The sequence below is a fragment of the Streptomyces misionensis genome (assembly GCF_007896895.1).
Taxonomy (GTDB): Bacteria; Actinomycetota; Actinomycetes; order Streptomycetales; family Streptomycetaceae; genus Streptomyces; species Streptomyces misionensis_A.
The window spans coordinates 1-21,813 of record NZ_VOGW01000002.1; the positions used below are offsets into that span (position 1 = coordinate 1).

19 protein-coding genes and 2 pseudogenes are annotated in these 21,813 nt (G+C 67.2%); 11 read left to right on the forward strand and 10 right to left on the reverse strand.

The window, feature by feature from the left end; all coding sequences use genetic code 11:
* From FRZ03_RS00440 to FRZ03_RS00470, 7 genes are all read left to right on the forward strand, one after another.
* The coding region (locus FRZ03_RS00440) for a hypothetical protein (RefSeq protein WP_146462991.1) at positions 1 to 1,636 on the forward strand (1,636 nt) is incomplete at its 5' end.
* Complete coding sequence (locus FRZ03_RS00445; protein ID WP_031102856.1) at positions 1,633 to 1,824, forward strand: hypothetical protein; 192 nt, start codon at positions 1,633 to 1,635, stop codon at positions 1,822 to 1,824. The genes FRZ03_RS00440 and FRZ03_RS00445, both read left to right, overlap by 4 nt.
* A 94-nt stretch (positions 1,825 to 1,918) precedes the next feature.
* Positions 1,919 to 2,152, forward strand: coding sequence for a hypothetical protein (locus FRZ03_RS00450; protein ID WP_146462992.1), 234 nt, complete (start codon positions 1,919 to 1,921; stop codon positions 2,150 to 2,152).
* 203 nt (positions 2,153 to 2,355) lie between these two features.
* On the forward strand, positions 2,356 to 2,766 hold the full coding sequence (locus FRZ03_RS00455) for a MobC family plasmid mobilization relaxosome protein (RefSeq protein ID WP_261398441.1): 411 nt from the start codon (positions 2,356 to 2,358) through the stop codon (positions 2,764 to 2,766).
* 372 nt (positions 2,767 to 3,138) lie between these two features.
* Positions 3,139 to 4,878: a relaxase/mobilization nuclease domain-containing protein gene (locus FRZ03_RS00460; protein ID WP_146462994.1), complete on the forward strand. Its 1,740-nt coding sequence runs from the start codon at positions 3,139 to 3,141 to the stop codon at positions 4,876 to 4,878.
* Between the two features lie 204 nt (positions 4,879 to 5,082).
* The gene (locus tag FRZ03_RS00465; protein WP_186785197.1) at positions 5,083 to 5,526 is read left to right on the forward strand and encodes a hypothetical protein; all 444 of its coding nucleotides are present in this window, start codon (positions 5,083 to 5,085) and stop codon (positions 5,524 to 5,526) included.
* Positions 5,527 to 5,604: 78 nt separating this feature from the next.
* Positions 5,605 to 6,297, forward strand: coding sequence for a hypothetical protein (locus FRZ03_RS00470; RefSeq protein ID WP_146462996.1), 693 nt, complete (start codon positions 5,605 to 5,607; stop codon positions 6,295 to 6,297).
* A 211-nt stretch (positions 6,298 to 6,508) separates the two neighbouring features.
* Here FRZ03_RS00470 and FRZ03_RS00475 read toward each other — a convergent pair whose 3' ends face one another.
* From FRZ03_RS00475 to FRZ03_RS00485, 3 genes are all read right to left on the reverse strand, one after another.
* Positions 6,509 to 7,318, reverse strand: a complete 810-nt coding sequence (locus FRZ03_RS00475) for an SPDY domain-containing protein (protein WP_146462997.1) — start codon at positions 7,316 to 7,318, stop codon at positions 6,509 to 6,511.
* A gap of 27 nt (positions 7,319 to 7,345) precedes the next feature.
* The gene (locus tag FRZ03_RS00480) at positions 7,346 to 7,636 is read right to left on the reverse strand and encodes a hypothetical protein (protein ID WP_146462998.1); all 291 of its coding nucleotides are present in this window, start codon (positions 7,634 to 7,636) and stop codon (positions 7,346 to 7,348) included.
* A 103-nt stretch (positions 7,637 to 7,739) separates the two neighbouring features.
* Complete coding sequence (locus FRZ03_RS00485; RefSeq protein ID WP_146462999.1) at positions 7,740 to 8,093, reverse strand: SPDY domain-containing protein; 354 nt, start codon at positions 8,091 to 8,093, stop codon at positions 7,740 to 7,742.
* Between the two features lie 434 nt (positions 8,094 to 8,527).
* Here FRZ03_RS00485 and FRZ03_RS00490 point away from each other — a divergent pair, with 434 nt between their 5' ends.
* Positions 8,528 to 9,022 (forward strand): IS5 family transposase, encoded by a 495-nt coding sequence (locus FRZ03_RS00490; RefSeq protein WP_261398442.1) that lies wholly within the window; start codon positions 8,528 to 8,530, stop codon positions 9,020 to 9,022.
* 44 nt (positions 9,023 to 9,066) lie between these two features.
* On the opposite strand, the pseudogene FRZ03_RS41395 reads toward FRZ03_RS00490, so the two are convergent.
* A pseudogene (locus FRZ03_RS41395) lies at positions 9,067 to 10,128 on the reverse strand (IS630 family transposase).
* A gap of 278 nt (positions 10,129 to 10,406) precedes the next feature.
* Here FRZ03_RS41395 and FRZ03_RS00505 point away from each other — a divergent pair.
* Positions 10,407 to 10,622, forward strand: coding sequence for a hypothetical protein (locus tag FRZ03_RS00505; RefSeq protein WP_146463001.1), 216 nt, complete (start codon positions 10,407 to 10,409; stop codon positions 10,620 to 10,622).
* Between the two features lie 7 nt (positions 10,623 to 10,629).
* On the opposite strand, the gene FRZ03_RS41095 is transcribed toward FRZ03_RS00505, so the two are convergent.
* The 4 genes from FRZ03_RS41095 to FRZ03_RS00525 form a co-directional block, all read right to left on the reverse strand.
* Positions 10,630 to 10,776 carry a hypothetical protein gene (locus FRZ03_RS41095; RefSeq protein ID WP_186785198.1) on the reverse strand — a complete coding sequence of 49 codons (147 nt, stop codon included), beginning with the start codon at positions 10,774 to 10,776 and terminating at the stop codon, positions 10,630 to 10,632.
* A 263-nt stretch (positions 10,777 to 11,039) separates the two neighbouring features.
* Positions 11,040 to 11,405 carry a hypothetical protein gene (locus FRZ03_RS00515; RefSeq protein WP_146463002.1) on the reverse strand — a complete coding sequence of 122 codons (366 nt, stop codon included), beginning with the start codon at positions 11,403 to 11,405 and terminating at the stop codon, positions 11,040 to 11,042.
* 147 nt (positions 11,406 to 11,552) lie between these two features.
* Entirely contained in the window at positions 11,553 to 11,852 is a 300-nt protein-coding gene (locus FRZ03_RS00520) for a YrhB family protein (protein WP_261398443.1), read from the reverse strand.
* Entirely contained in the window at positions 11,819 to 17,731 is a 5,913-nt protein-coding gene (locus FRZ03_RS00525) for an FG-GAP-like repeat-containing protein (RefSeq protein ID WP_186785199.1), read from the reverse strand. Before FRZ03_RS00525 ends, FRZ03_RS00520 begins: the two co-directional genes overlap by 34 nt.
* A gap of 1,184 nt (positions 17,732 to 18,915) precedes the next feature.
* Between FRZ03_RS00525 and FRZ03_RS00530 the strand changes: the two genes are divergently transcribed.
* Entirely contained in the window at positions 18,916 to 19,641 is a 726-nt protein-coding gene (locus FRZ03_RS00530) for a DUF6531 domain-containing protein (protein WP_186785200.1), read from the forward strand.
* 119 nt (positions 19,642 to 19,760) lie between these two features.
* Positions 19,761 to 20,355 (forward strand): annotated as a pseudogene (locus tag FRZ03_RS00535) (IS5 family transposase); the annotation flags it as partial.
* Positions 20,356 to 20,437: 82 nt separating this feature from the next.
* Here the strand turns inward: FRZ03_RS00535 and FRZ03_RS38705 are convergent.
* Together FRZ03_RS38705 and FRZ03_RS00540 are read right to left on the reverse strand one after the other, a co-directional pair.
* Positions 20,438 to 20,929: a hypothetical protein gene (locus FRZ03_RS38705; protein WP_186785201.1), complete on the reverse strand. Its 492-nt coding sequence runs from the start codon at positions 20,927 to 20,929 to the stop codon at positions 20,438 to 20,440.
* Positions 20,930 to 21,220: 291 nt separating this feature from the next.
* A partial coding sequence (locus tag FRZ03_RS00540) for an SPDY domain-containing protein (RefSeq protein ID WP_146463018.1) occupies positions 21,221 to 21,813 on the reverse strand: 593 nt, incomplete at its 5' end.

Genomic DNA, 21,813 nt, shown 5'->3' on the forward strand with positions numbered 1-21,813 from the left:
CCCCCTCGTCCTCGCCGCCGTCGTGCCCGCCGCCCTCGCGCTGACCGCCTGGGCCATCCGGCACCGGGGAACCCGCCCGCAGAAACGTCTCGGCGGCCCGGCGATCAAGGTCGCCGCCGTCGCCGCCCTGGGCTGCACCGCCTACAGCGCCGACACCTCGTGGCGCTTCGCGGCCGACTACCTCGACATGGCCGGCACCGCCGAGCGCGCCGGCATGTTCGCCGCCGCCGAACTCGCCTTGTTCGCCACCGCACTGATGGCACGGCAGAACCTGGCTGCCCAGGGCGCCCCCGGCCTGCCGGGCACGCTGGTCTGGGTGATCACCACGGTGCAGGTGATCCCCGCCTACGCCGAGAGCGGCCTCATCGGCGGCACCGTCCGCGCCTTCGTCGGACCAGTCATGGCCGCGATGCTCTGGCACCTGGCCATGGGCATCGAACTGCGTTTGCGCACCCCCGGTGCCGCGTCGAACGGCCTGGTCGCCGTGCTGGGCCGAGAGGCACGCGAGCGGCTGCTGTCCCGCCTGGGCATCGCCGCGCGGGACCGCGACGCCGCGCAGATCACCCGGGACCGGGCCACCACCCGAGCGGTCACCCTCGCCGCCCGTCTCGCCGAGCGCACTCCCGAGCAGCAGCGAAACCGTCGCGGCCGGCGGCTGACCCGACGCCTGTCGAAGGCGGTCGGCAGGGCCGCGGTCGGCACCGATCCTCTCCAACGGGCACAGCTGCTCGACCAGCTCGCCGCCCGGCGACACGCTCTCGCACTCGCCACGGTCGCCCTCCCTTCTCCCTGGTCCCCGGCGGGCAACGCTTCGGTGGCCACGGTCCTCCCGCAGCCGGCCCCGAATGTGGCGGTCCCCGCCTCCGGTCCCGACGGTTTCGACGAGTCGGTCCGGGACCGAGGACCGGGGACTGCGTCGGGACCGGTCCCCAGTGAAGCGGCTCCGGAGGCGGAGGTCGGGTCCGGGTCCGGGACCGAGGGAGGCGAAACGGGGCCGCTCGCGGCGACCAGCGGCCTTGAAGACAGTGCTGTGCCGGGGACCGGTCCCAGCGATCCAGGAGCCGCAGAGCCGGACGCAGTAGACACGAAGCCCGACCACAACGCACGAGAAGCAGCAGCTCAGAGCGCGAATTGCCGGGAACCGAACCTTGCGACGTCCGGGACCGAGAGCACCGAGGACCGAGGACCGACCACCAGCGAGTCCGGGACCGAGACCACCCAGGACCCAGGACCGACCACCAGCGAGTCCGGGACCGAGACCACCCAGGACCCAGGACCGACCACCAGCGAGTCCGGGACCGAGACCACCCAGGACCGAGGGCACAAGGTTCCGCTCCGCCGGAAGTCGGTCCGGAAACCTCGCACGAAGAACAAGGACCTGCGTGCCCGGTCCCGCTCGCGCCAGACGGAGCGCGCACGCGAGCTGGGCGAACCCGAGCGCCAGCTCGTCCACGAGGTACGCCCCCACGTTCCCGCCCTGCTCGAACGGGACGGCAACGCCGCGATCACCCGGGTGCAGCTGCGCGAGATCATCCGCCGCCAGGGCCTGACGGGGGTCGGCAACGACCGGCTCGGCCTCGTCCTCCAGGAGCTGCGGAACGGAGACATCACCACCACGAGGAGCAACGTCCGATGAAGACCTGCCACCAGTTCAACACCGTCCGCGCGGAGTACGAGCGGGAGATCGGCTTCATGCTCGCTCACTCCGAGCGGCACGCGGGCAGGCCGGCGGCGAAGTCGAGCGCGAAGCAGGCCGCCTCGGCGAAGCAGCGCATGGCCCGCGCGCTCAGCAGCCACGTCGGGCGCTGCCCCGAGTGCGGCTGAACCGGCCAAAGCAGCAGCACAAAGCCCCTATCCGTACACGGTGGTCCGGCTTCGCGCTCGGACCACCACCCCTCTCGTGCACAGGAGTTTCACCATGCCGACCGCGTCTGCACCCGACCGCTTCGAGGACCGCTTGGTCTGGGCGTTCATGCACACCTTTCTGACCTATGGCTTCCTCCACTCGGCCGTCGACGGCCCGGACGGGCAATGGTTCGTCCAGATTGGCCCCACCGAGCGCGTTCATCACCTCACCGACTCGGAGGACGCCTTCGGCTTCGTGCTCGACATCCTGGAAGTCATCCACAGCGCCCAAGGAGGCGGGCAGTGACGGCCCCGCACTCCGCCCCCGCTCCAGACGACGGTTCGCCGAACTCCAACTCGGTCTCGGGGCGAGCAAGTTATCGGCCAAGCTACTCTTCCCCGTCGGGGAAGACAGCTTGGCCATCTCCCGCCCCAGGGGTGGCGGGAGCGGTCCAGCACCGGGGGGCGCTGGACCGTCAGGCGGCGACCGAGGGCGGATTGCAGCCAGGGGTGGAGGAGCAGCCGCGAAGCCGCGCGAGCACCGCTCGTAAGCGCTCCCCCCAGAAGACCAGACGTGCACGCATCTGCAACGTCCGTCTCAACGACGACGAGTGGAGTCGTCTGACCACCGCAGCACGTACCTCGCGCACGACCCTGCCCGCCTACCTTGTGCGCGCCGGTCTCGCCGCCGCCGACGACGCCGAGAACACCGCTGCGGTCATTGCGGGCCACCGGGACCTGATCGTCGAGCTGTTCGCCGCGCGCCGTCATCTCGGGCAGGTCGGCAACAACTTGAACCAGGTCGCCCGTGTCCTCAACAGCGGCGGACAACCCGCGGAGCTCGACGCCATCGTTTCGGCGGTTCAGCGAGCGGTCGCTCGCGTGCAGGCCGTCACCGACCGGCTGCTGGCACAGGATTGACCGAGTTGCTCAGGCAGACCACGGTGCGCTGCCGGCCAGCAGGCTTCGGATGTCGCGCCGGACACCTTCCTGGAACCGGTCGCGCAGCTGGCCGGCCTCGTCCTTCAGTGCGAGGAGCGCCGGGGTGTCCTCCGCTGCCGCGTGCCGCCGAGGTTGAAGCCGGCGACCGCAGATGCAGCCGCCATGTCACGTTCCTCGGCCGCCGTGGTCTGCAGCACGCGCAGCAGGTCCTTGCCGGTGTCCCCGTCGCAACCACGTACTCGGCGCCAGCTCCGTACGCAGCTCCAGCAGGCGCGTGACCGCGCACCGCGCGCGTGGAACGCCTGCTTCCCACTGCCCATCCCCGTTGATCAACCGGTCGAGGACAGCAGCATGATTCCCCGGATCCAAAAGCGCGGCCAGCGGACCATCGGCCTCCTGTACTACCTCTACGGGCCGGGCAAGTTCGAGGAGCACACCGACCCGCACCTTGTCGCCTCCTGGGATCACAACGCTCCCGACCCCGGCCGTGACGCCACCGCGACCCTCAAACAGCTCCAGCAGCTCCTGGACCAGCCCGTCGAGAACATCGACCCGTCGCAACGCCCGAAGAAGCATGTGTGGCATCTGTCCGTGCGCAATGGCGGTGAGGACCGGATCCTGTCGGATGAGGAATGGGGGGATGTGGCCCGCCGGATGGTCGCTGCTGCGGGGATCGACGACCCCGCGGCTGGAGCGGGCTGCCGGTGGGCTGCTGTGCGGCACGCCGACGACCACATCCACATCGTTGCCACCCTCGTCCGTGAAGACGGGTACAAACCCGACCTCGACAACGATGCTCACCGCGTTCAGGCCGAGGCTCGCGTCCTCGAAGCGGAGCTGGGTTTGCGGCGCCTCAACAAGGGTGACGGCACCGCGGCGAAGCGGCCCACCAGCGCCGAACGCCACAAGGCCGAACGCCAGGGCCGCGAGCGCACCGCACGTGAGGAGTTGCGCGAAACCGTACGGCGGGCGGTGGCCGGCGCGAGGAGCGAGGAGGAGTTCTTCGACCGGCTCGCCGCCGCCGGCCTCCTGATCCGCAAGCGCGTCGCGCCCTCGGGCGACCTGCTCGGATACAGGGTCGCTCTGCCCGACGACCTGAACAAGGACGGTGAGCCGGTGTTCTTTCCCGGCGTCCGCCTGGCCCCCGACCTGTCGCTGCCCCGCATCCGCGAGCGCTGGACCGCTGGGGCCCAGGACATTCCAGCTGCCGGGGAGGAGGCGACCCGTACGGGGCCGGGCGGTCCGGCCTCCGCGCGCCGCGGGACAGCGTCGGCGGTGTGGCGAGCCGTGTTCGTCGTCGAGCACGGCGAGGACGGGGTGGCCGCCGCACACATCGCCGCGGCCGGCGAGGTCCTGGACGCCCTCGCGAAGACCTCAGCTGCCCACACCCGCCGCGAACTACGCGACGCCGCAACGGCTTTCGAACGGGCCTCGCGCTCTCACATCCGCGCCGTACGCGGGCACGATCGAGCCCTGCGGCAGGCCGCCCGCGACCTCGTCCAGGGCGGCCCGGCCCTCGGCCGCGGCGAGGACGGCGCCACCACGGCGATGGCGATCGACATGCTGTTCTTCCTGATCACCGCCGCCGCGCACTGGCATGCCAGGAAGGGGCACGCCCAGCAGGCCGAGGCCGCCGCCCGCGCCGCCGAGCACCTGCGCACCGCCTACCGGGCCGCCGCCGCCCAGCCGCTCGGTGTGCTCTACCAGCGCGGCCGGCGTCTGAGCCGGCCGATGCTCCAGCGGCAGACGGTGCTGCTGCGCGAGGCGCTGCCGGAGCTGGCCGAGCAGATCCTCGCCGAGCCCGGCTGGTACGCCCTGGCCGCGACGATCGCGGACGCCGAAGCCGCCGGCCACGAACCGGCCGCCCTCCTGGCCGACGTTGCCGCACGGCGCGAACTCGGCACCGCTGACTCCGTCAGCGACGTGCTCGTGTGGCGGATGCGGCGGACCGCCGACCTGCCCGCCGATGCCTCCCACCTGCCCGAGACCAGCACGGCAGGGAACCGGTCCACGACGCGCGGGTCGACCACCAGGCCCTCCGCGCCCGGCAGGCGACGCAGCGGAGAAGAGACCCCGCGTCAGACCCGGTAGGCCGCCGGATGCCGGTACAACGACGTGCGCTCGGGCACACCGTGGCAACGCCGCTGCACCGTACCGGAACACGCCCGCGAAGCCGAGCACCCCTGCTGACCTGGCCGGAAGGGCTGTGGAGTTTGTGAATTGAAACCACCGGTGGCGTGGTGCATCGTCATGAAGCGCGCAGGACGAGGTGACGCAGTAGAGGAGGACGCCAGGGTGTTTCACCGGATACGCCGCAGGGCCAAGGAGCCGAGCGAGGCTCAGAGGCAGTTCGCCGAGTTGCACGCGCAGCTGCAGGGCCAGGTTCCGCCCGGCTTCGGAAGTCTGGCGCCTGAGCCGGAGTCCGCCGACCCGGCCGCCGTCGTGGACGACTTCCTTCCGCCGGAACTGCGCGTGCCGAGTCACGACCAGGTCGAAGGCAGGATGATGCCCTGGGTGCAGCCCCTCGTTCTCGACGGCGAGATGGCTGTCTGTGCCGAGTGCGGCGCGTACAGGGACTGGCTCATCCTCTCCACCCGCGGCGAGATCTGGCTGCGCTGCCGGGCCGGCCACCAGCAGCTGGAGACTCGCATCGACACCGCCTGGTACAACCGGCACTCCGGGCCGGCGGACGCGACATTCGCAACGTTCGAGGACTGCCTGCACCACCTCGGGCACTGACCACCACTCCTACGACCCACCGGGCCCGCGGGCCCGCACTGACCACCCGTTGCCTAGCCTCAAGGGGTCAGTTCCGTCATGCGCGTTCGCGTCGCCACCACCGCGCTCGGCATCACCGCCGTCCTCCTCGCTCTGCCCGCCTGCTCCACCGACACCACCGCGACCAAGCACCAGACCTCTTCTTCCTCCGGTACGGGAAAGCCGTCCGGCGCCGTCCAGAATCCGGTCGCGCTCTCCTCGGACGCACTCGGGGCTCGCCTGCTCGACCCGCGCGACCTCGGCAGCGGCTACCTTCCCAAGCCGGAGCGTCCGGCCCAGCACGACGGCGTCACCGTCATCGGCTGCCCAGCCCTGAACGAGCTGGGCAGCGACGCGGCGACCGGCGGCACGCTCGCCTTTTCGCACAAGGCGAAGGCGGACTTCACCTACGGCGGCAGCTCCTCGGAGATCTCCGAGGAGCTGTACAGCGACAGCGCGAAGAAGCTCTCCGACGGCATCACCCGGATCTTCAACGCCATGATCGGCTGCCCGACCTATCAGGTCGTCGCGGGCGGCACCCCGGTCGGCGTGACCTCGCAGAAGCTGTCCGCACCTCAGCTCGGCGACGAGCGGTGGAGCCAGCTCCTGACGTTCACCTCCGGGGGACGGAGCACCGTGGTCAAGCAGACCGCGATCCGCGACGGCAGCCTGCTGCTGGTCGTCTCCGGCTCCCTGGCCCTCGTCGACCGCCACCTCGACAAGGCCCTCGCCAAGGCCACGGCAACGGGCTGACCCGCGTGCGCGCCGCGCTGCTGCCTCCGGCCACCGCAGGTCGGGGGCAGCAGCGCGTTACTGGATGGCTCGTCGAGCGGCGCGAGCGGCTTGGCCTGGTACCCAGGCTCGGCCCTGCCGGGCTGTACGTAGAGCAGGCTCGGGAAGCAAGAAAGTCCGGCACCCCAACTGGGGTGCCGGACTGCGATCGTCGAGAAATAGGAGCCGGACGTCAGATGGCCGGCGCGCGCAGGAGGCGCTCCCGGGTGGCCTCGGGCAGTACCCGCCGCAGGACCGGTGCGGTCGAGCTGAGGGAGGCGGCGAAGGCGGCGACGAGGTCGTGTGGGACGCTCGCGGCGAACGATGCCGCCCACAGACACGGTGCGCCGAGCGCGGGCTCGGCCCACGCCTGCCATCCAGACGGTCCCGTCTCGTCGTCCTCGGCGGGCAGGGCTCGCGGGTCGGCGTCCTGGATGAGGGGCGGGACCTCGCCGAGGCTGATGTGCGAGGTGAACGTCGGGTCCGTCGCCGCCGCCTGGGGCTGGTCGATGTCGCGGAGCCATCCGTGGGCGGCGACAGCGTCGAGGACCAGCTCGGGCCGGGCGAGCGGCACGGCAGGCTGGTTGCTTGCGTCGAGCGCGACGAGGAAGTCGACCACGGCCTCGCCGGGGACGTCGCGGGTGAAGTAGGCCGACCACTGGGCGAGCGGGCTGCTCGCCTCGGCTCGGGCGGAGATCTGCCAGGCGATCGGCAGCTCGCCCAGGTGGAACGGCTCGTCCGCCAGGCCCCACTGGGCCCAGCGCAAGGCGTCGGGGCTGATGTGCAGGACGGTGCTGCGCAGGACCTGGCGGTCCTGCGGTGCCTCGTCCGGCTCATGCCGTCCGCGGACGATCGTCAGGCTCGTCCAGCCCAGGCCGGCGAGCGCGTCGGCGACGGCGTCGTAGAGGCGTCCATCGTCACCGGCCAGGTGCCGGGGGCCGACCCAGAACGCGGGCTGGCCGCCGCACGGGGTGGACGGGTCGGGCGGAAGGTTGGGGTACAGGGGCGCCTCCCAGGGCTCGGTGTGCGTCTAGTTGCCGCCGGCACGGCGGCGGGGGCGGCGCGGGGGCGCCAGGACAGGGCCCTGCCACGTCAGCTCGATGGCGACCTCCGGCGGAAGGTGGCCAAGCTGTGCGTCCGGGTCCGGTCCTTCGGCGAGGTAGACGACCCTCTGGCCGGTCTCGTCGACCGACTGCAGGACCTGCGCCAAGCGGTGCACCATCGGAAAGTAGGGGTTCATGGCCAGGCGGACCGGAGCGCTCCGGTCACAGCCGGACAACAGGTCGATGAGATCGCCGACGGTCAACTCGGGGGACGTCACGGACAGCCTCCTGGGCTTCAGGGAAAACGCGGGCGGTGGAACGGGCCGGCCTTCGTACGGCCAGCGCTCGCAGAGCGGGGACTACGTGTCGGTGTCCGCGCTGTCAGAGGCGGCGCGAGGTCTCCAGCACGCGCTTGACGGCAGCGGCGACGATCTCGGCCGGCGTCTCGGTATCGAACGACAGGTGGTAGCCGCGGACCTGGGCGGTTCCGGTGACAGCGATCTTCCATCCCTCGCCATCCGTGCCGGGGCGGCCGAGCGGGAACCACCCGAGGTAGAACCGGCCGTCCTTGCTGCTGACGTGTACGTCCGCGCGGTCATCGACGATCAGGTGGAAGTCCTCGGCGGAGAACTGGTCCATGACCACGGTCGGCCGGCCGGGACCGAGCTGCCACTCCCGCGGTCGCAGGGCTTCGACGGTGGCGGAGAAACCGGGACCCGCAGGGGCTACGGTCACAGGCAATCACCTCTCTGACCTGGGGCTTCTTGCAATGTCGTCTACGTTGACATGCCCTCGCGCGCGTTGGCCAGTCTTTCCGCGACCTTTCCTGTCTGCCCCCGGCGAACTGTGTCCCTGGACAGCAATGTGAGATGTCGGATTCCGTGGCCGTATCTCGCGGCCACGGCCAATCGACGGCCGAGGGTCCATCGATCTGAGATCGCCTTGTCCAAGGCATTCACTCGTTGGGGTGAATTGCTCGCCACTCGAGTCGGCGATCGGGTGATCGTAACTGCGCCACAGGGCAGAGCCGTAAGCGCCTGAACCGGGTGCCACAACGGTTCTCCGGCAGCGCGTCGCGAGCGCGCGGACCAGCAACGTCAAGCAAGAGCCCGTACTCGGCGGCCCCGCTGAGGCACTAGTCATGCCGGGGCCGAAGGCCGGGAGCCTCCTTGCGAGGCCACGAAAAAGGTAACGGGGGCGCACACACAGGTCCGAGCCCCGTGGACCGGGGCAAGCCGGGTTCCAAGATGCACGTCCTGTCGGACGCGAACGGCCTGCCCCTCCTCGTCGGCGTCTCCGCCGGCAACACCCACGACAGCGAAGGGCTGAAGCCGATGGTGGAGGGTCACCAAACGAGACACGATCCTCACCGCGGCCGGTACTTCAAGCCCCAGCGGCTCCACGCGGACAAAGCCTATGACCGCGCTGATCTGCGTAGATGGCTGCGCGGTAAACGCATCGGGGTACGCATCGCCCGCAAAGGCATCGAGTCCAGCGAGCGATTAGGGCGACGCCGCTGGGTCATCGAGCGCACCATGTCGTGGCTGTCCGGCTACCGCCGACTCAGCCCCCGCTACGAACGCGATCCCCGCAATTACCTCGCCCTTCTGGGCCTCGCCGCCACCCTGTGCTGCTACAAGCGGCTCCTCCGCCTCACCACATAGGACACGGTCTACTGAGCTTGGACTCGTGATGTCGTCTTCGGTGATCAGGGGCTGATGGTCAGGCCCGTCTCGGCAAGGCAGCCGTCTATGAGGTGGCTGCGGTACTGGATGTGGCGGAGACCGCGTCGGATGGTCTGGATGAGGTGTTCGGGGTGCTGAAGGCGACGTTGGAGAGCCAGCCGCGCCGCAGGAGAGATCAGATACCTTCGACGGGGTTGAGGTCGGGTGCGTAGGGCGGCAGGTAGCAGATGGTCAGCCAGTCCTGCGCTGCCGCCCATTCCCGCAGGTCGGCGGCCTTGTGGACGTTGAGATTGTCCCAGAGCAGGACGATCGGGCCGCCGAGCTGCTGATGTGCGGCGGTCAGCAGGTCGCGGTAGTCGCGCCAGGATGAAGCTCTTGCGTCCGTCGCGGTTGCCGTAGTCGCGGCGGGGCCGGTAGATCAGCCTCGAGCGGTGACCGGGTTTGTAGCAGGTCAACGCGGCGATGGAGATGCGTCTGCGGGAGCGGCCGCGGACCCGCACCACCGGGGTTCGACCGCGCTGACCAGGTCTTCGCGTGCGGCGGCGTCATAGAGAATCCGGCTTCGTCCTCGAAGACGAGCCAAGCTCCACGGGCCGCCGCGAGTCTTCCGCGCAGGGCCAAGTCTCCTTCACCCAGCCGACCACGGCCTCGTCGTCGCGTCCCATGGCCCGGCGGGCGGGGACCTGGCAGGACCAGCCGTTGCGCACCAGCAGCTTGCGCACGCCCTGGATGGTGTAGGTCAGGTGGAAGCGTCGGCCGATCACGGTCTTGATCCGGCCCAGAGTCCAGCGCTGGTCCTGCCAGCCGTGCGCAGCAGGACCCTTGGCCAGCTCCGCCTCCAGTTGCGCGAACTGCTTCTCGCTCAGCCTCGGCAACGAGGCCGGCCCCTGCGACCGCAGAGCACGCGGCCCGCCCTCCTCCCACGCCTGCCGCCACCGCTGCACCGACCGGACACTGACGCGCAGGTCCTTGGCGATCACCGAACTCTCCTCGCCCCGGGCAAACCGCTCGGCCGCCTGAAGCCGTAACCCCTCGCGGAACTGCTGCCGCTCGGCGGTCAGCCCGCCCCCTTGTGGATACCGCATGCCCCGGTGATACCGCAGGCGACTACCGCCCGTCAGCCCCTACGACACCACGAGTTCAACCTCAGTAACCAGCGGCCAAGTCGTCGTGAGACACCGGCTGGCCAGGTCCAGACGAACCATCGAGTGCAACCCGCCGAAAGCCATACCCGGTGTCTCTGGGTCTCTGAACCTTACGGCGGCCCGTTCAACCCACCAACAACGCAGGAACCGCTGAGCGCCCGTTACAGGAGGTCCCGACCCATGAACTCTTCGACCTCCTTCCGACTAATAAATGAACAGTGGCCAGTTACGAGGTCCGCAGCTACCGGGAGATTGCCCGCCAGTTGCATACCCGTGCGACCGTGATCGAGATAGTCAACGTGATCATAGGGCACGATGAGGCGCATCCCATCGGTGAACGCTTGCTCGAGCATAGTGCGCACATTAGAAGACTTCCAGTATTTGCTGCTGACGGAGAGGAAGGCCGCAGCACGTTCGATTCCCTCTTCATGTGAGATCACGTCAGTGCGTCCTCATGAGATAGCAGTGCCTGTATCGCGGCTCCGCAGGATTCGCTTTACCTGTTTGAAAATCCAGAAAGATTACTTTGTCACCATTGTTCACGACGTTAAAGTAGTGTCCGATTCCCTTTCTCGGCCACGCACCCACAATAGCGCGTGCACCCGGCCCCAGCTCAAGAGGCCGCTGACGATGCCATTGAGGCCGCCCTTCGCCTCAAAACCCAAACCGGTGAGCTCCTGAAGTTCTTCCCTTGTCAGAGGGTAGGGCGCCCCAGATACCGCGGCGGGGCGCTTGCCGGCCATGAGATCGTCACCGGCCATCGCGCAGAGACCACAGTTCTTCTTCCCCTTCCGGGTTGATCAGACCGAAGCAGAGGGATGCCTCCCACCTGCGTCACGACCTTCATTTTGTCATCCGACCTCGTCCAATCGCAGCCTTGTCAGATCTGGCAGACCACCGAGTGAAGTCAGCACAGACTGGTCTGGATTCGTCAGGTATACAAGAATCGGATATTCCGGAAAGTCCGGCTCTGATTGATATCCTTCCTCGTCAGTCCAGTTCTCTTCCACGGTTGCCTTGTCGAAATGATCACTTCGCAGTAGAAAGTAAACGCCACCCATGTACGAACTCTCGTGCTCCTCCAATGCAGCAGCAAGCGTTCGGGCCAGGTTCTCGCTGACTTCGGCGAGGTCTGCACCGGTAGAGCCGAAGAGGTAAAAGCGGTCGGGCACGCCGTCCCCCGTCTGTCCTTCTGGGCGCGCGATCGCCGCTCCCATCCGGCGTGACTCCCGGAAAATGTCACGTCGTGCGTGCCACCAATAGGTCCGTGTCACAGCCTCGATCGAGGGGCCCGGAGCAAACATCGCCACGGGCCCGCGAGCTTTTTCTCGGGTGGGTCCGCACGCCGCGGTGCGGACGGGAAATCAAAAGAGGTCGAGTTCGGCTGACTCGACGGCTCCCATAAGCCAACAGCGCCCGGTCTCTCCGTCCACGCATACGTAGCCGGTGCCGATGGCCATGTCGGATGGGTCCCCGCTACGGAGGTAGGCGACTGACTGACAGTCGAAGTAGAACTTGCCTCCGACCTGGGCACGCTCTCCCTCGACGAGCGCGAAGGTCATGCCTTCATGGCTCACTTCCCTGTCGAGAAACTCCTGGGCGAGCCTGGTCGCCTGTTCCATGTCCAACATCAGTCCGTCCTGAGGAGGGAGAAGCTCCGCCATGTCGACAGGTCAGCGTGCCCTGTCTGACCGTCCAGGAACACGACATCCCCCTTGACGTTCACGACGTTGAAAACGTGGGCCTGCCTTCCCTTCTGGCCCATCACGATACCTCTGGCACCATTCCCCGATGTCTTGATCTCATGGACGATGCCTGAGAGCGTCGACGACTTGAATTTCCTCCCACCGTACAACGCCTCGATCGGCCCTGTGGAGCCTGCCTTGAGTGCGCCGGGAGCCGAGGACGGGGCTCCCTCAGCCAGCAGTTGATCAACTGCCACAGCGCATGCGCGGCAGTTCGTCTCGCCCTTCTGAGGGTTCACGAGTGCCTTGAGCTGAGGGGTGATCGGGGTCTTGTACGGGATGCCGCCGTGTCCGAGCGTGACACCTCCGCCGCCGGGGCCGAACCTGAGGTTGCCTACCGCAGCCTCAGCTTCTTCTGGAAACACGACGGCTCTCTCCCAGCCGGTCAGTCCGCCGAGGCCGGTGAGGAGGATCTGCTGGGTAAGTTGGTCGCCAGCCGCGTCGTACTGGTCGGCGAGTTGGTCGCACCCTTGCTGGCGCAGCATTTCAGCGGCGCGGTAGAGGCGGTAGGCGGGGCGGACGGGGAAGTATTTGTCGACGAAGGCGCCCGCGCCACCGTTGCGGCCGGAGACCGCGTCGCCGAGGTCGCCGATGAAGGTGAAGGGGAGCTCGGCGCCTTCCTTCAGGCCGCTGCCGATGGCTTTGAGGCGGCTGGTGATCGGATCCCACCAGCTCTGGCCTGAAAGGTCGACGGCGTAGGTCGGCCGGTCACCGGTGTAGCTGTACGCCGAGGTGTAGGGATCGGCCTGCTGCGGCTGGATGGGGTCGGTGGTGGTGAAACGGCCGGTGGTGGGGTCGTAGTTGCGGGCGCGGAGGTTGTAGCCGACGGCCTTGGCGGTGGGTTCGGTGTACTGACCGGTGTACGTGAAGGGGTTGGCCGGCGGGCTGGTGACGGTGTCGGTCTGGGTGGACTGGCCGTAGGCGGTGTAGGCCCAGCTGGACTGGAGGTTACCGGTGGCGTCGGTGAGGTCGGTGACGGAACCGAGTTGGTCGTGGTGCTGGAAGTACGCGTCTGCGCTGGGCAGCGTCTGGGACTGGATCTGCTCCAGCGGGTTGTACTGGTAGGTGGCGGTGAGGGCGCCGCTGCCGGTGTAGTCGGCGGCTGCCTGCGGGAGGGCGTTGTTGGGGTCCCACACGGTGGTGCGCAGCACGCCTGTGCCCGTCTTCGAGGCGGTGGTGCGGTTGCCGTCGGAGTCGTAGCCGTAGGTGTAGGTGGCGCTAGGGGTGGTCAGCGAGGTGAGGTGGTCGGTGGCGTCGTAGGTGTAGGTGTTGGTGCCGTCGCCGGTCTGGTTTCCGTCCTTGTCGTAGCTGTAGGTGCTGGTGGTGGTCCCGGTGGTGGCGGTGGTCAGCTGGTCGGCCGCGTCGTAGGTGTACGTGGTGGTGGTGCCGGCAGTGGTCGAGGTGAGCCGGTTGCCGACGCCGTCGTAGGTGTACGTGGTAGCGGCCGAAGCGTCGGGGCACTGGGTGCCGGCGGTGGCGGAGACGCAGTCGGTGAGCAGCCGTCCGGCGTCGTCGTAGCTGTAGTACTGGTGGCTGGTGGGTTTGCCGAGCCGGGCGACGTCCACCTGGGTGGGCTGTCCGGCGTCGTCAAGGGTGAGCTGCCAGTTGGCCAGAGTGGTCAGGGTTTTGGTGCTGCCGATAGAGGTGAGGCGGCCTGCGTTGTCGTAGCCGCGCTTTTCGGTGTAGCCGTTGGCGGCTGGCAGTGTGGTGGTGGTGAGGTTGCCGGCCGGGTCGTAGGCGTAGTTGACGGCTCCCGCAGGGCTGGTCTGGGAAGTCTGGCGGGAGTCGTCGTCGTAGCCGTAGGTGGTCTTCTGCCCCGAGGCCGGGGCGGTGGCGGTCGCCGCCCCGGTGAGGTGGCCCGCACCGTCACCGCTCCACCGCCGTAGATGACCAGTGGTATCGGGAGCGACGATGTCCAGGGTCTTGCCGACGTCGAACGTGCCGGTGGCGGGCGTGCCGTAGGACGTCCAGTCGTCGGCCTCAAGGACGTAGGTGCCGAAGCCGCCGGTGCCGTTGGCGGGGTAGAAGCGGAGCTTGTTGTTGGCGGTGTCGCGGGCAAGGAAGTCGGTTTTCCCGTCGCCGTTAAAATCGCCGGGTGTGAGGTACATGCTGCCCCAGCCGGCGCCGAGGTCGGTGCGGCTGCCGAAGGTGCCGTCGCCCTTACCCGGGTATAGGTACAGGTGCCCGTCGGTGGAGTTGATGGCGAGGATGTCGGCCTTGCCGTCGCCGTTGTAGTCCAGTGAGGTCAGCCGGTAGGTGGTCCAGCCGCTGCCGATGTCCGTGCGGGTGCCGAAGGTGCCGTCACCCTTGCCAGGATAGAAGTACATCTCGTTGGCGGAGGAACTGATCGCCAAGAAGTCCTGTTTCCCGTCGCCGTTGAAGTCACCGGTGGTCAGGGTCATCACCCCCCATCCGGCACCAAGGTCGGCGGCTGCGGCGAAGCCGCCGGTTCCGTTGCCGTTGTACCGGTACAGGTGGCCGGTGGACTTGTCGATGGCCAGGAGGTCGGACTTGCCGTCACCGGTGAATTCGATCGGCAGGATTTGGGTGAAGCCGGTCCCGCTGCCGGTCAAAGCCGCACCCGCCGTGAACGTGCCGTCAGGGCGGCCGAGATAGGTGCGGATGCCGTCCTTGGCGTCGGCGCGGATTACATCGGTGATCCCGTCGCCGTCCAGGTCCGCGGAGGCAGTCTGCACGGCGCCCGACCAGTCCAGTGCGGCGCCGGCGGTGTAGTCCTGGGCGCGGGAGGTGATCCGGCCGTCGGCATCGTAGGTGTAGGAGAAGGCGCCTTTGCCGGCGCTTGGTGTTACCGATGTCAGCTGGCCGTCCGCGTCATAGCCGAAGGTGCGCTTGCCCGTCCCGTCGGTGACGGTCTGCGGTCGGCCGTCGGCGAAGTAGGTGTATCCGGTCGCGGGGGTGTTGTCGCTGTACGTCGTCCCCGTAGCCAGCCCGCGCCCGTCGAATGCTGTGGTGGCTGTGATACCACGGGCGTCGGTGACGGTGGTGGCGTTGCCGTCCGCGTCATAGCCGAACGACTGTTTGCGGCCCAGCGGGTCGGTGACGGACGTCCGTCGGCCGACATCGTCATAGCCGTATGCCGTGGTGTGCCCGTTGGGATCCTTACGCGTGGCGAGTGTGCCAGTCGCATCGTACGAGTAGGTGGTCACGGCCCCGTCGGGTCCGGTCACCTTCGAGATCCGGCCCAGTTCGTCGTAGCCCGTCTTCGTGACCCGACCGAGCGGATCGGTCACCGACGTGACGTGGTTCATCGCGTCGTAGGCGGTGACGGTCTTGTGGCCCAGCGGGTCGGTGACGGTCGTCTGGTTGCCGGCCGGGTCGTAGGCGTAGGCGGTCGTGTACTGCGATGCCGTTGCCCCGCTGACGTTGCCCCGCGGATCGACCTGCGTCAGCATCCGCCCGTCCGCGTCAAAGGTCGTCGAAGTGCTGTAGCCAAGTGGCGATTTGTCGCTGGTGCGATTGCCATCCGCGTCGTAGCCGTAGGTCGTGACCTTCCCCAACGGGTCCTTCACCGTCGTGAGCTGGTCGGCCTTGTCATAGGTGTACGTCGTCACCTTGCCCAGTGGGTCGGTAGTGGTGGCGACGTTGTCGTTGCCGTCGTAGGTGGTCTTGGTGACGTGTCCCAGAGGGTCGGTCACTGACACCACCCGGTTCAGGGCGTCGTACGCGGTGGTGGTGACGGCCCCACTCGAGTCGGTGACCTTCGTCCGGTTGCTGTTCGCGTCGTAGGCGTAACTCGTTGTGAACGCGGCCTGGTTGGCGCCAGGGAGGTTGCCACGTGGTGACACCGTGCTGAGTAGTTGCCCGTTCCTGTCGTACGTGTAGGTCGTGGTCTCACCGAGCGGGTCGGTGACCGAGGTGAGGTCGCCAGCCGCGTCGTAGGTGTTGGTGGTGACCTTCCCCGCGGGGTCGGTACTGGTCAGGACGTTTCCTGCCGGGTCGTAGGTGTAGCTGGTCGTGTGCCCCTGGGCGTCCTTGACCGAAGTGAGCTGTCTGGCTGCGTTGTAGCCGTAACTGGTGACGTTGCCGAGCGGGTCGGTCACGGACGACAGCAGTCCGCGCGGGTCGTAGGCATATGTGGTGGTGTACGCGGCCGCATCGGCCCCGCTGACGTTGCCGCGCGGGTCGGTCTTAGTGAGGATGCGGCCTGACGGGTCATAGGTGAACGTCGTCTTTTCGCCCAGCGGCGTGGTGACCGAGGTGCGGTTACCGGCTGCGTCGTAGCCGTACGTCGTCTTCTCGCCCCGCGGGGTCGTGACGGAGTCGAGCGCACCAAGTGAGGTGTAGGTGTAGCTCACCTTTCCGCCTGCCGGGTCGGTGGCGGTGGCGACCTGGCCGGTGGAGTTGTATGTGTACCCAGTGGTGTCGCCGCGGCCGTCGGTGTGGGTTGCGACGTTGCCCTTCGCGTCGTACGTCCAACTCTCGCTGTATCCCACGGAGGACGGTGCGGTCCGGGTGAGCATGTTCCCGGCGCTGTCGTAGGTCATCGTGGTGGTGTTGCCGAGCCGGTCGGTGATGTCCACCGGGTGGAGCGACCGGTCGTAGTCGTAGGAGACTTCGTGGCCGTAAGGGTCGATGCTCTCCATCAGCACATTGCCGGCGTACATGTCCGACCACACCCCGCCGTTGGCGTCGGTGGTGTTCGAGGTGTTCTTGCCGTCCCAGGTGAACGTGGTTTTCTTGCCGTTTGGATCCGTCTGGCTGTTGACCCGGCCGTTCGCATCGTAGGTGTTGACGACCTTCGCGCCGGTCGGGTCCGTCACGGTGGTCAGGCGCTGGGCGGAGTCGTACCCGTAGGTTGTCGTCTTGCCTGCCGGATCCGTGACCGAGGTCAACTGCCCGGAGGCGTATGCGTATCCCACAGTGCTGTCGTCCGGCAGGGCTACCTTGCTCAGCAGGCCGTCGGAACCCACCGTGAACGCCGTGTTGCGGCCTGCGGCATCAGTGACCGACGCCAGCCGGCCTGACGTGTACGTCAAGGACAGACCGTTTCCACTGGCGTCACGTAATGCGGTGAGCCGGCCGCTGCTGTCGAAGACGCTGGCCGAATGATCCTGATCAGTGACGGTGTAAGTTCCCCCGGACACGGTCAGCTTTAGAAACGTGCCAGCAGGCGCACGATACGTACCGTCACTCAGTTTGGAGAAGGCGACCTTTGAGCCGTCCGCGGTGAGCAGCGTGGCGCTGCTCGATGCGAGCGTCAGTTTTGAGTCGAACGGCGTCGACCAGCCTCGTCCCAGCAGGCCCACATCAGTGGAATCTGAACGGTAATAGCGGTCAAGCGACAGCGGCCTGCCCGCACCCGCCAGACGCGCGTCAGTGGCCTTCTCGAAGTACGTACCCGTTGCGGTGTTTACCGGGTCCGCACGGTCCGACTGCGCGTAGCAGGTGCAGATTCCCACCTGAGAACCCGGAATGTCCGGAGTGTAGAAGGCCGTCACGTACGGCGAGTTGGTGCCGTTAGCGCTCCACGTCCCGTCAGTGCTCCTGAGGTAGATCTGTGCAAAGTACTTCTGCCCATCCCGCAACGCTCCGTCTGCACCGTTCGATGCGGCCCAGAAACACTCGTCCTTGAACTGCGGGAGCCCACCATCGTTCGGCCACCAGTCGTAGCACCACGCGAGAACCGTATCCGACTTCCCTACCGGGTCATCAGAGGCCCGGGTGATCTCCCTGGCCACCACAGTGTTACCCGAGGAGTCCCGTACCAGCAGCAGCACCTCGGAATAGTTCGCGGCACTGGTGCCGGGCGCGAACTGCAAGTGTCCGCCGATGTTCACGGTCCCCGGATACGCCTCGGCAGAGGCACTGACCCAAGCCGGATCCGGCGGGGTCGCGGCCGAAGACCGCAACGCCGGCGGTGCGTGTGATGGCCGCTTAGCGCTGTGCGGTACGGGCTTGTCCGACGCGGAATGGCGCCGTTCACGCACAAAAGCACCGGCAGGTGAAAGCGGAAGGCGCTCCTTAGCCACCTGGGCGCGCCGTGCATCCAAGGTCATAGCCTTTGGCGGCTTCGGAAGATCAGCCGCCGTCCTCGACTTCACCGTGGAAGAGGCGAGCGACGCAGTGGGTCTGTCCGGAAGGGCCCATGACGGTGCCACGCCTGCAATGGCAACCAAAGCCAGAGTCACAACCGTGACAACTAGTCCTCTTGCTCGTATAAGCACTGTGGGTCCCCTGTGGCCAAGCCGTGAAGAGCGATGAAACGATCCTCGGCTGATGGAGCCGCAGGAAAACCCGCGGATTGTGGATTGGCTGAAATTCTCAGGGAGAATCCACGACCGGGCTGCGAAAAGCCTGGCCAGACGGGCGAGGCGGAGAGCTGTAGACGAAAGTGGCGTGACCCTGCCAGGTTGCTCGGTTCAGGGCCCGGCGGGGCCAGCTTGCCCGGCCACGGGGACGCAGGCCCCCGGGGGTTAGCCATAGATCAGCAGGCGCACCGGCCTGGGACCACGCTGCGCGTAGTGAGGCTCTTCGGCAGTCGGCACGAATCACCGTCAGACCATGGGCGTTGTCCATCAGGTCAGCGGCGAAACCGTATCAAATCCTCCTCGGGTAGCCAGTCGCGGCCGTAGAGCCTGGGATGGGTAGACACATAGACCCATCTGTTGGCCACTGCCGCACGCACTGCCTGGCGTTTCCGCTCGACCGATTTGGCCCCAACCATTCCGTCTCGTGCCGAATTATCCAGAACGAAATGGTCGCGAACTGCAGCAATATTCGGCTAGCCCGCAGGGTGGTTCAGCTTCCGCTTACCGTTCGCCCCTCGAGAGCCTTGCAGGTCACGCAGGGGATCGGCAATGGAGACCAGATTCTGCGTCCCGTGATATTTCCGGTCATCTCGGCTTGTGGGTCTTGTGGTTCGTGTCCGCCAAGCGCCTACAGTGACTTGTTCAAAGCCATCAGGCCAAGAGGTCCGATATCGCCGTTTGCTGGTGCAGCAAGAGATCAAGGAGTGGGTTCTATGGCGTCTCGTACCCGGGTAATAACGTTTCTCACTGTCGGTGGGCTGCTGGTGATGGTAGGCAGCGGTACCGCTCAAGCGGCCACGGATTTTCCCGTCTCGGCCCGCGTCGAGCAGCAAAGTAGAGCTTTACAAGCGAGCATTCCACCGGTAGTTGATGTCCAGGTTCCAAGTGGTGGATTTCCGTTCAGCCTCACGCGGTACTACCACTGGGGTCCTGCGGCCGCTGGCGGCCTACTTGGAAAGGGTTGGCGCCTCTCGCTTGAAGTCAAGCTGGAGGTAACGGCCAATGAGGCCACATTCCACGATGCAGACGGAACCTCCCTGATATACACCAAGCAGAGCGACGGTACGTACGCAGCGCCCGACGGCGCGCCCTTCAAGTTGGCTGCTACTAGCGAGGGGTACGCCCTTGCCGCGATTGATGGAAGCCAGGTACGCAACTTCGACAAGACCGGGCGACTCACCACTGTCGTGAACGGAACCGGTACAGGACTCAAACTCTCCTACACGTCGGCAGGCACGATTGCGTCCGTCGTTGATGCAGAAGGCCGGGTGGCACGCTTCACTACTAACAGTTCGGGGCAGCTGATATATGTCACGCTTGCAGATGGCGGCCGTGTTACCTACGTGTACACGAATCAAGGGTACCTGGCGATTGTGGCAGGTGTAGACGGCACACAGCAGTCGTATACCTACGATTCACAGGGGCGACTCATCAACTGACGCTGCCACTTAAATCAAAGGGCCATACCGCGTCCGCGGTTAGGGCTCCGGCCCGCAACGCGGTCGCGAGTCCGACGACTAGAGCGTGTCTCTTTGATGGGTTGGTCAGTTGATCCAATGTGTCTGTCCGGTTAGTGATCACTGATGCGATGTGGGACCGGATCGCGCCGCTGATGCCGGCTGATCCGGTCCGGGGACGGCGGTGGGCCGGCCATCGCCGCACGCTCGAGGCCAATGCGTGGAAGTACCGCACCAACTCGCCCTGGCGGGACCTCCCCGAGAAGCTCGGCTCGTTCCAGACTGCTCACAAGCGGCTGATCAGGTGGGCCGTCGACGGCACGTGGGAGAAGATCTTTGCCGCCGTCCTCGCCGCGGCGGACGCCGTCGACGACATCGGCTGGTCCGTATCGGTCGACTCCACTGTCGTCCGGGCCCACCAGCACGCCGCTGGAGCACTCAAAAGGGGGCCTCAGGCCGAAACGAGCCGGCCGATCACGCACTCGGACGCTCCCGCGGCGGGCTGAGCACAAAAATTCACCTGCAGACGGTCATGCACGGCCCCTGGCTCTGTCCGTCACCGGGGGGTCAGGCCGGTGATGCGCCCGCCTTCGAGACGGTCATGGCTCGCATCCGGGTGCCGAGGACCGGCCCCGGTCGGCGAGCCGCCCCACCATGGTCCTGGCCGACCGCGCCTACTCATCCCGCGCGATCCGCGGCGCACCGCAAGATCATCGCAGCTGTGATCGGCAGCTCTGGCGGGGACCGTTGAAAACCACCCTGCTCAAAGTGGGACAGACTATTGGCTTCGATTCCCCACCCGCGCAGCTCGTGACGCACCACCGGGGGTCGGGGTCAACCGGGCACCCGCGCCACCGTCAGCTTCCTCACCGTCGTGCCGCTCAACCAGGACCGCGCTGCCGGCGAGGTAGATCCAGCAGTTGGGACGGACGTCTTCGACCACCTCGGCGTGGTCCGCGAGCAGAGAGGCCTCCAGCGCCACCGACGGCACCGCAAGGTTGTCCCAGAAGACGATCGCGAGTTCGCCCGGCTCGGCATGCGCAAGAACAGTCCTGCGCAGCTGCCCGCCATCGAATGCGTCGCACCGGTCGATCACCTCATGCCCACGCCAGTCCAGCCGGACCGACCCCGCCGCTCCGAAGCGGTCCAGACTCATGGCGGCAAATGATCGGTCCTCCTGATACGAGAGCACCATCACGGAGTCGCCGACGGCCTCCAGGAGAGCCGCGATCGCCCCCCGCTGCGTCCCGTACATCTCGCTGGCGCCCACGCTGCTCCTACCGTTCCCTCTGCACCTGAACGGCACCGAGTACCGTTCAACCCGCCCCACGCCCCCGGCCGTCTCTCGCGGATCCTCATCAGCTCCGGGGCGGACCGGTCTCAGAGCTCCCACCAGAGGTCGACGTTCGGGTGGACTCTCTCGCGCAGACAGCTTGAGTGCGAGTAGGCCCGCTGCCGTACATCACCGCCCGCACCGGGTCGACAGCACCAAGCCTGACCTCCGTCGCTGCACTGTCCTGGTCGAGATCGACGATCCGGAAGCAGAAGCAACAGGTGGGGTTCAGGTTCGAGATGCCCTCTCACGTGGCCGGGACAACGGCGCCGACCACGCCGTCCAGCAGACCCTATGCCGAACATACCTCGATAGCGGGACAGCCCTTGATCTGCAAGCCCTTAGCGAACGACAGATCAGGCCAGCGCAGCGGTGGCGTACACCGCCGAGTCCCTCATGGGTGAGGAAGGTCTGGGTGCCGTCGGTCTTGACGGCATGGCTCCAGCCGCGGGTGAGCAGCGGCGCGTACGCCTCGTAGGGTGCCGTCTCGTCCTGGAACAGCCGGTCCTGGTCGCTGTATCTGGCGTCGAGATAGAGGTCGAGCAGCTCGCTGTGGACGTCGTGCAGCATTTCGGCGGGGGTGGTGGCGTCGAAGGTGATCCGCCAGGCGGGCGGGGTGAACGGGGCCCGGTGGGCGTTGATGGTCCATGTGCCCTTGCCGGGGTTGTCGGGCTGGGGGTCGAAGGTGGTTTGCAGGCGTAGGCACGGGCTGAATGCGGCGGCCGTGCCTTCTTCGGTCTGGGCGAACGGCCAGCCGTCCTCGAAGGGGAAGGCCCACACGGCGCGGGGGTCGACGGCGCCGGGGCCGGCGAGGTGGCGGG

Bases quoted from the DNA above. Each gene is read 5' to 3' on its own strand.
- FRZ03_RS00515 (WP_146463002.1), bottom strand. From the start codon at position 11,405: ATGGGAGCGGCGATCGCGCGCCCAGAAGGACAGACGGGGGACGGCGTG.
- FRZ03_RS00460 (WP_146462994.1), top strand. From the start codon at position 3,139: ATGATTCCCCGGATCCAAAAGCGCGGCCAGCGGACCATCGGCCTCCTG.
- FRZ03_RS00450 (WP_146462992.1), top strand. From the start codon at position 1,919: ATGCCGACCGCGTCTGCACCCGACCGCTTCGAGGACCGCTTGGTCTGG.
- FRZ03_RS00530 (WP_186785200.1), top strand. From the start codon at position 18,916: ATGGCGTCTCGTACCCGGGTAATAACGTTTCTCACTGTCGGTGGGCTG.
- FRZ03_RS00520 (WP_261398443.1), bottom strand. From the start codon at position 11,852: ATGGCGGAGCTTCTCCCTCCTCAGGACGGACTGATGTTGGACATGGAA.
- FRZ03_RS00445 (WP_031102856.1), top strand. From the start codon at position 1,633: ATGAAGACCTGCCACCAGTTCAACACCGTCCGCGCGGAGTACGAGCGG.
- FRZ03_RS00470 (WP_146462996.1), top strand. From the start codon at position 5,605: ATGCGCGTTCGCGTCGCCACCACCGCGCTCGGCATCACCGCCGTCCTC.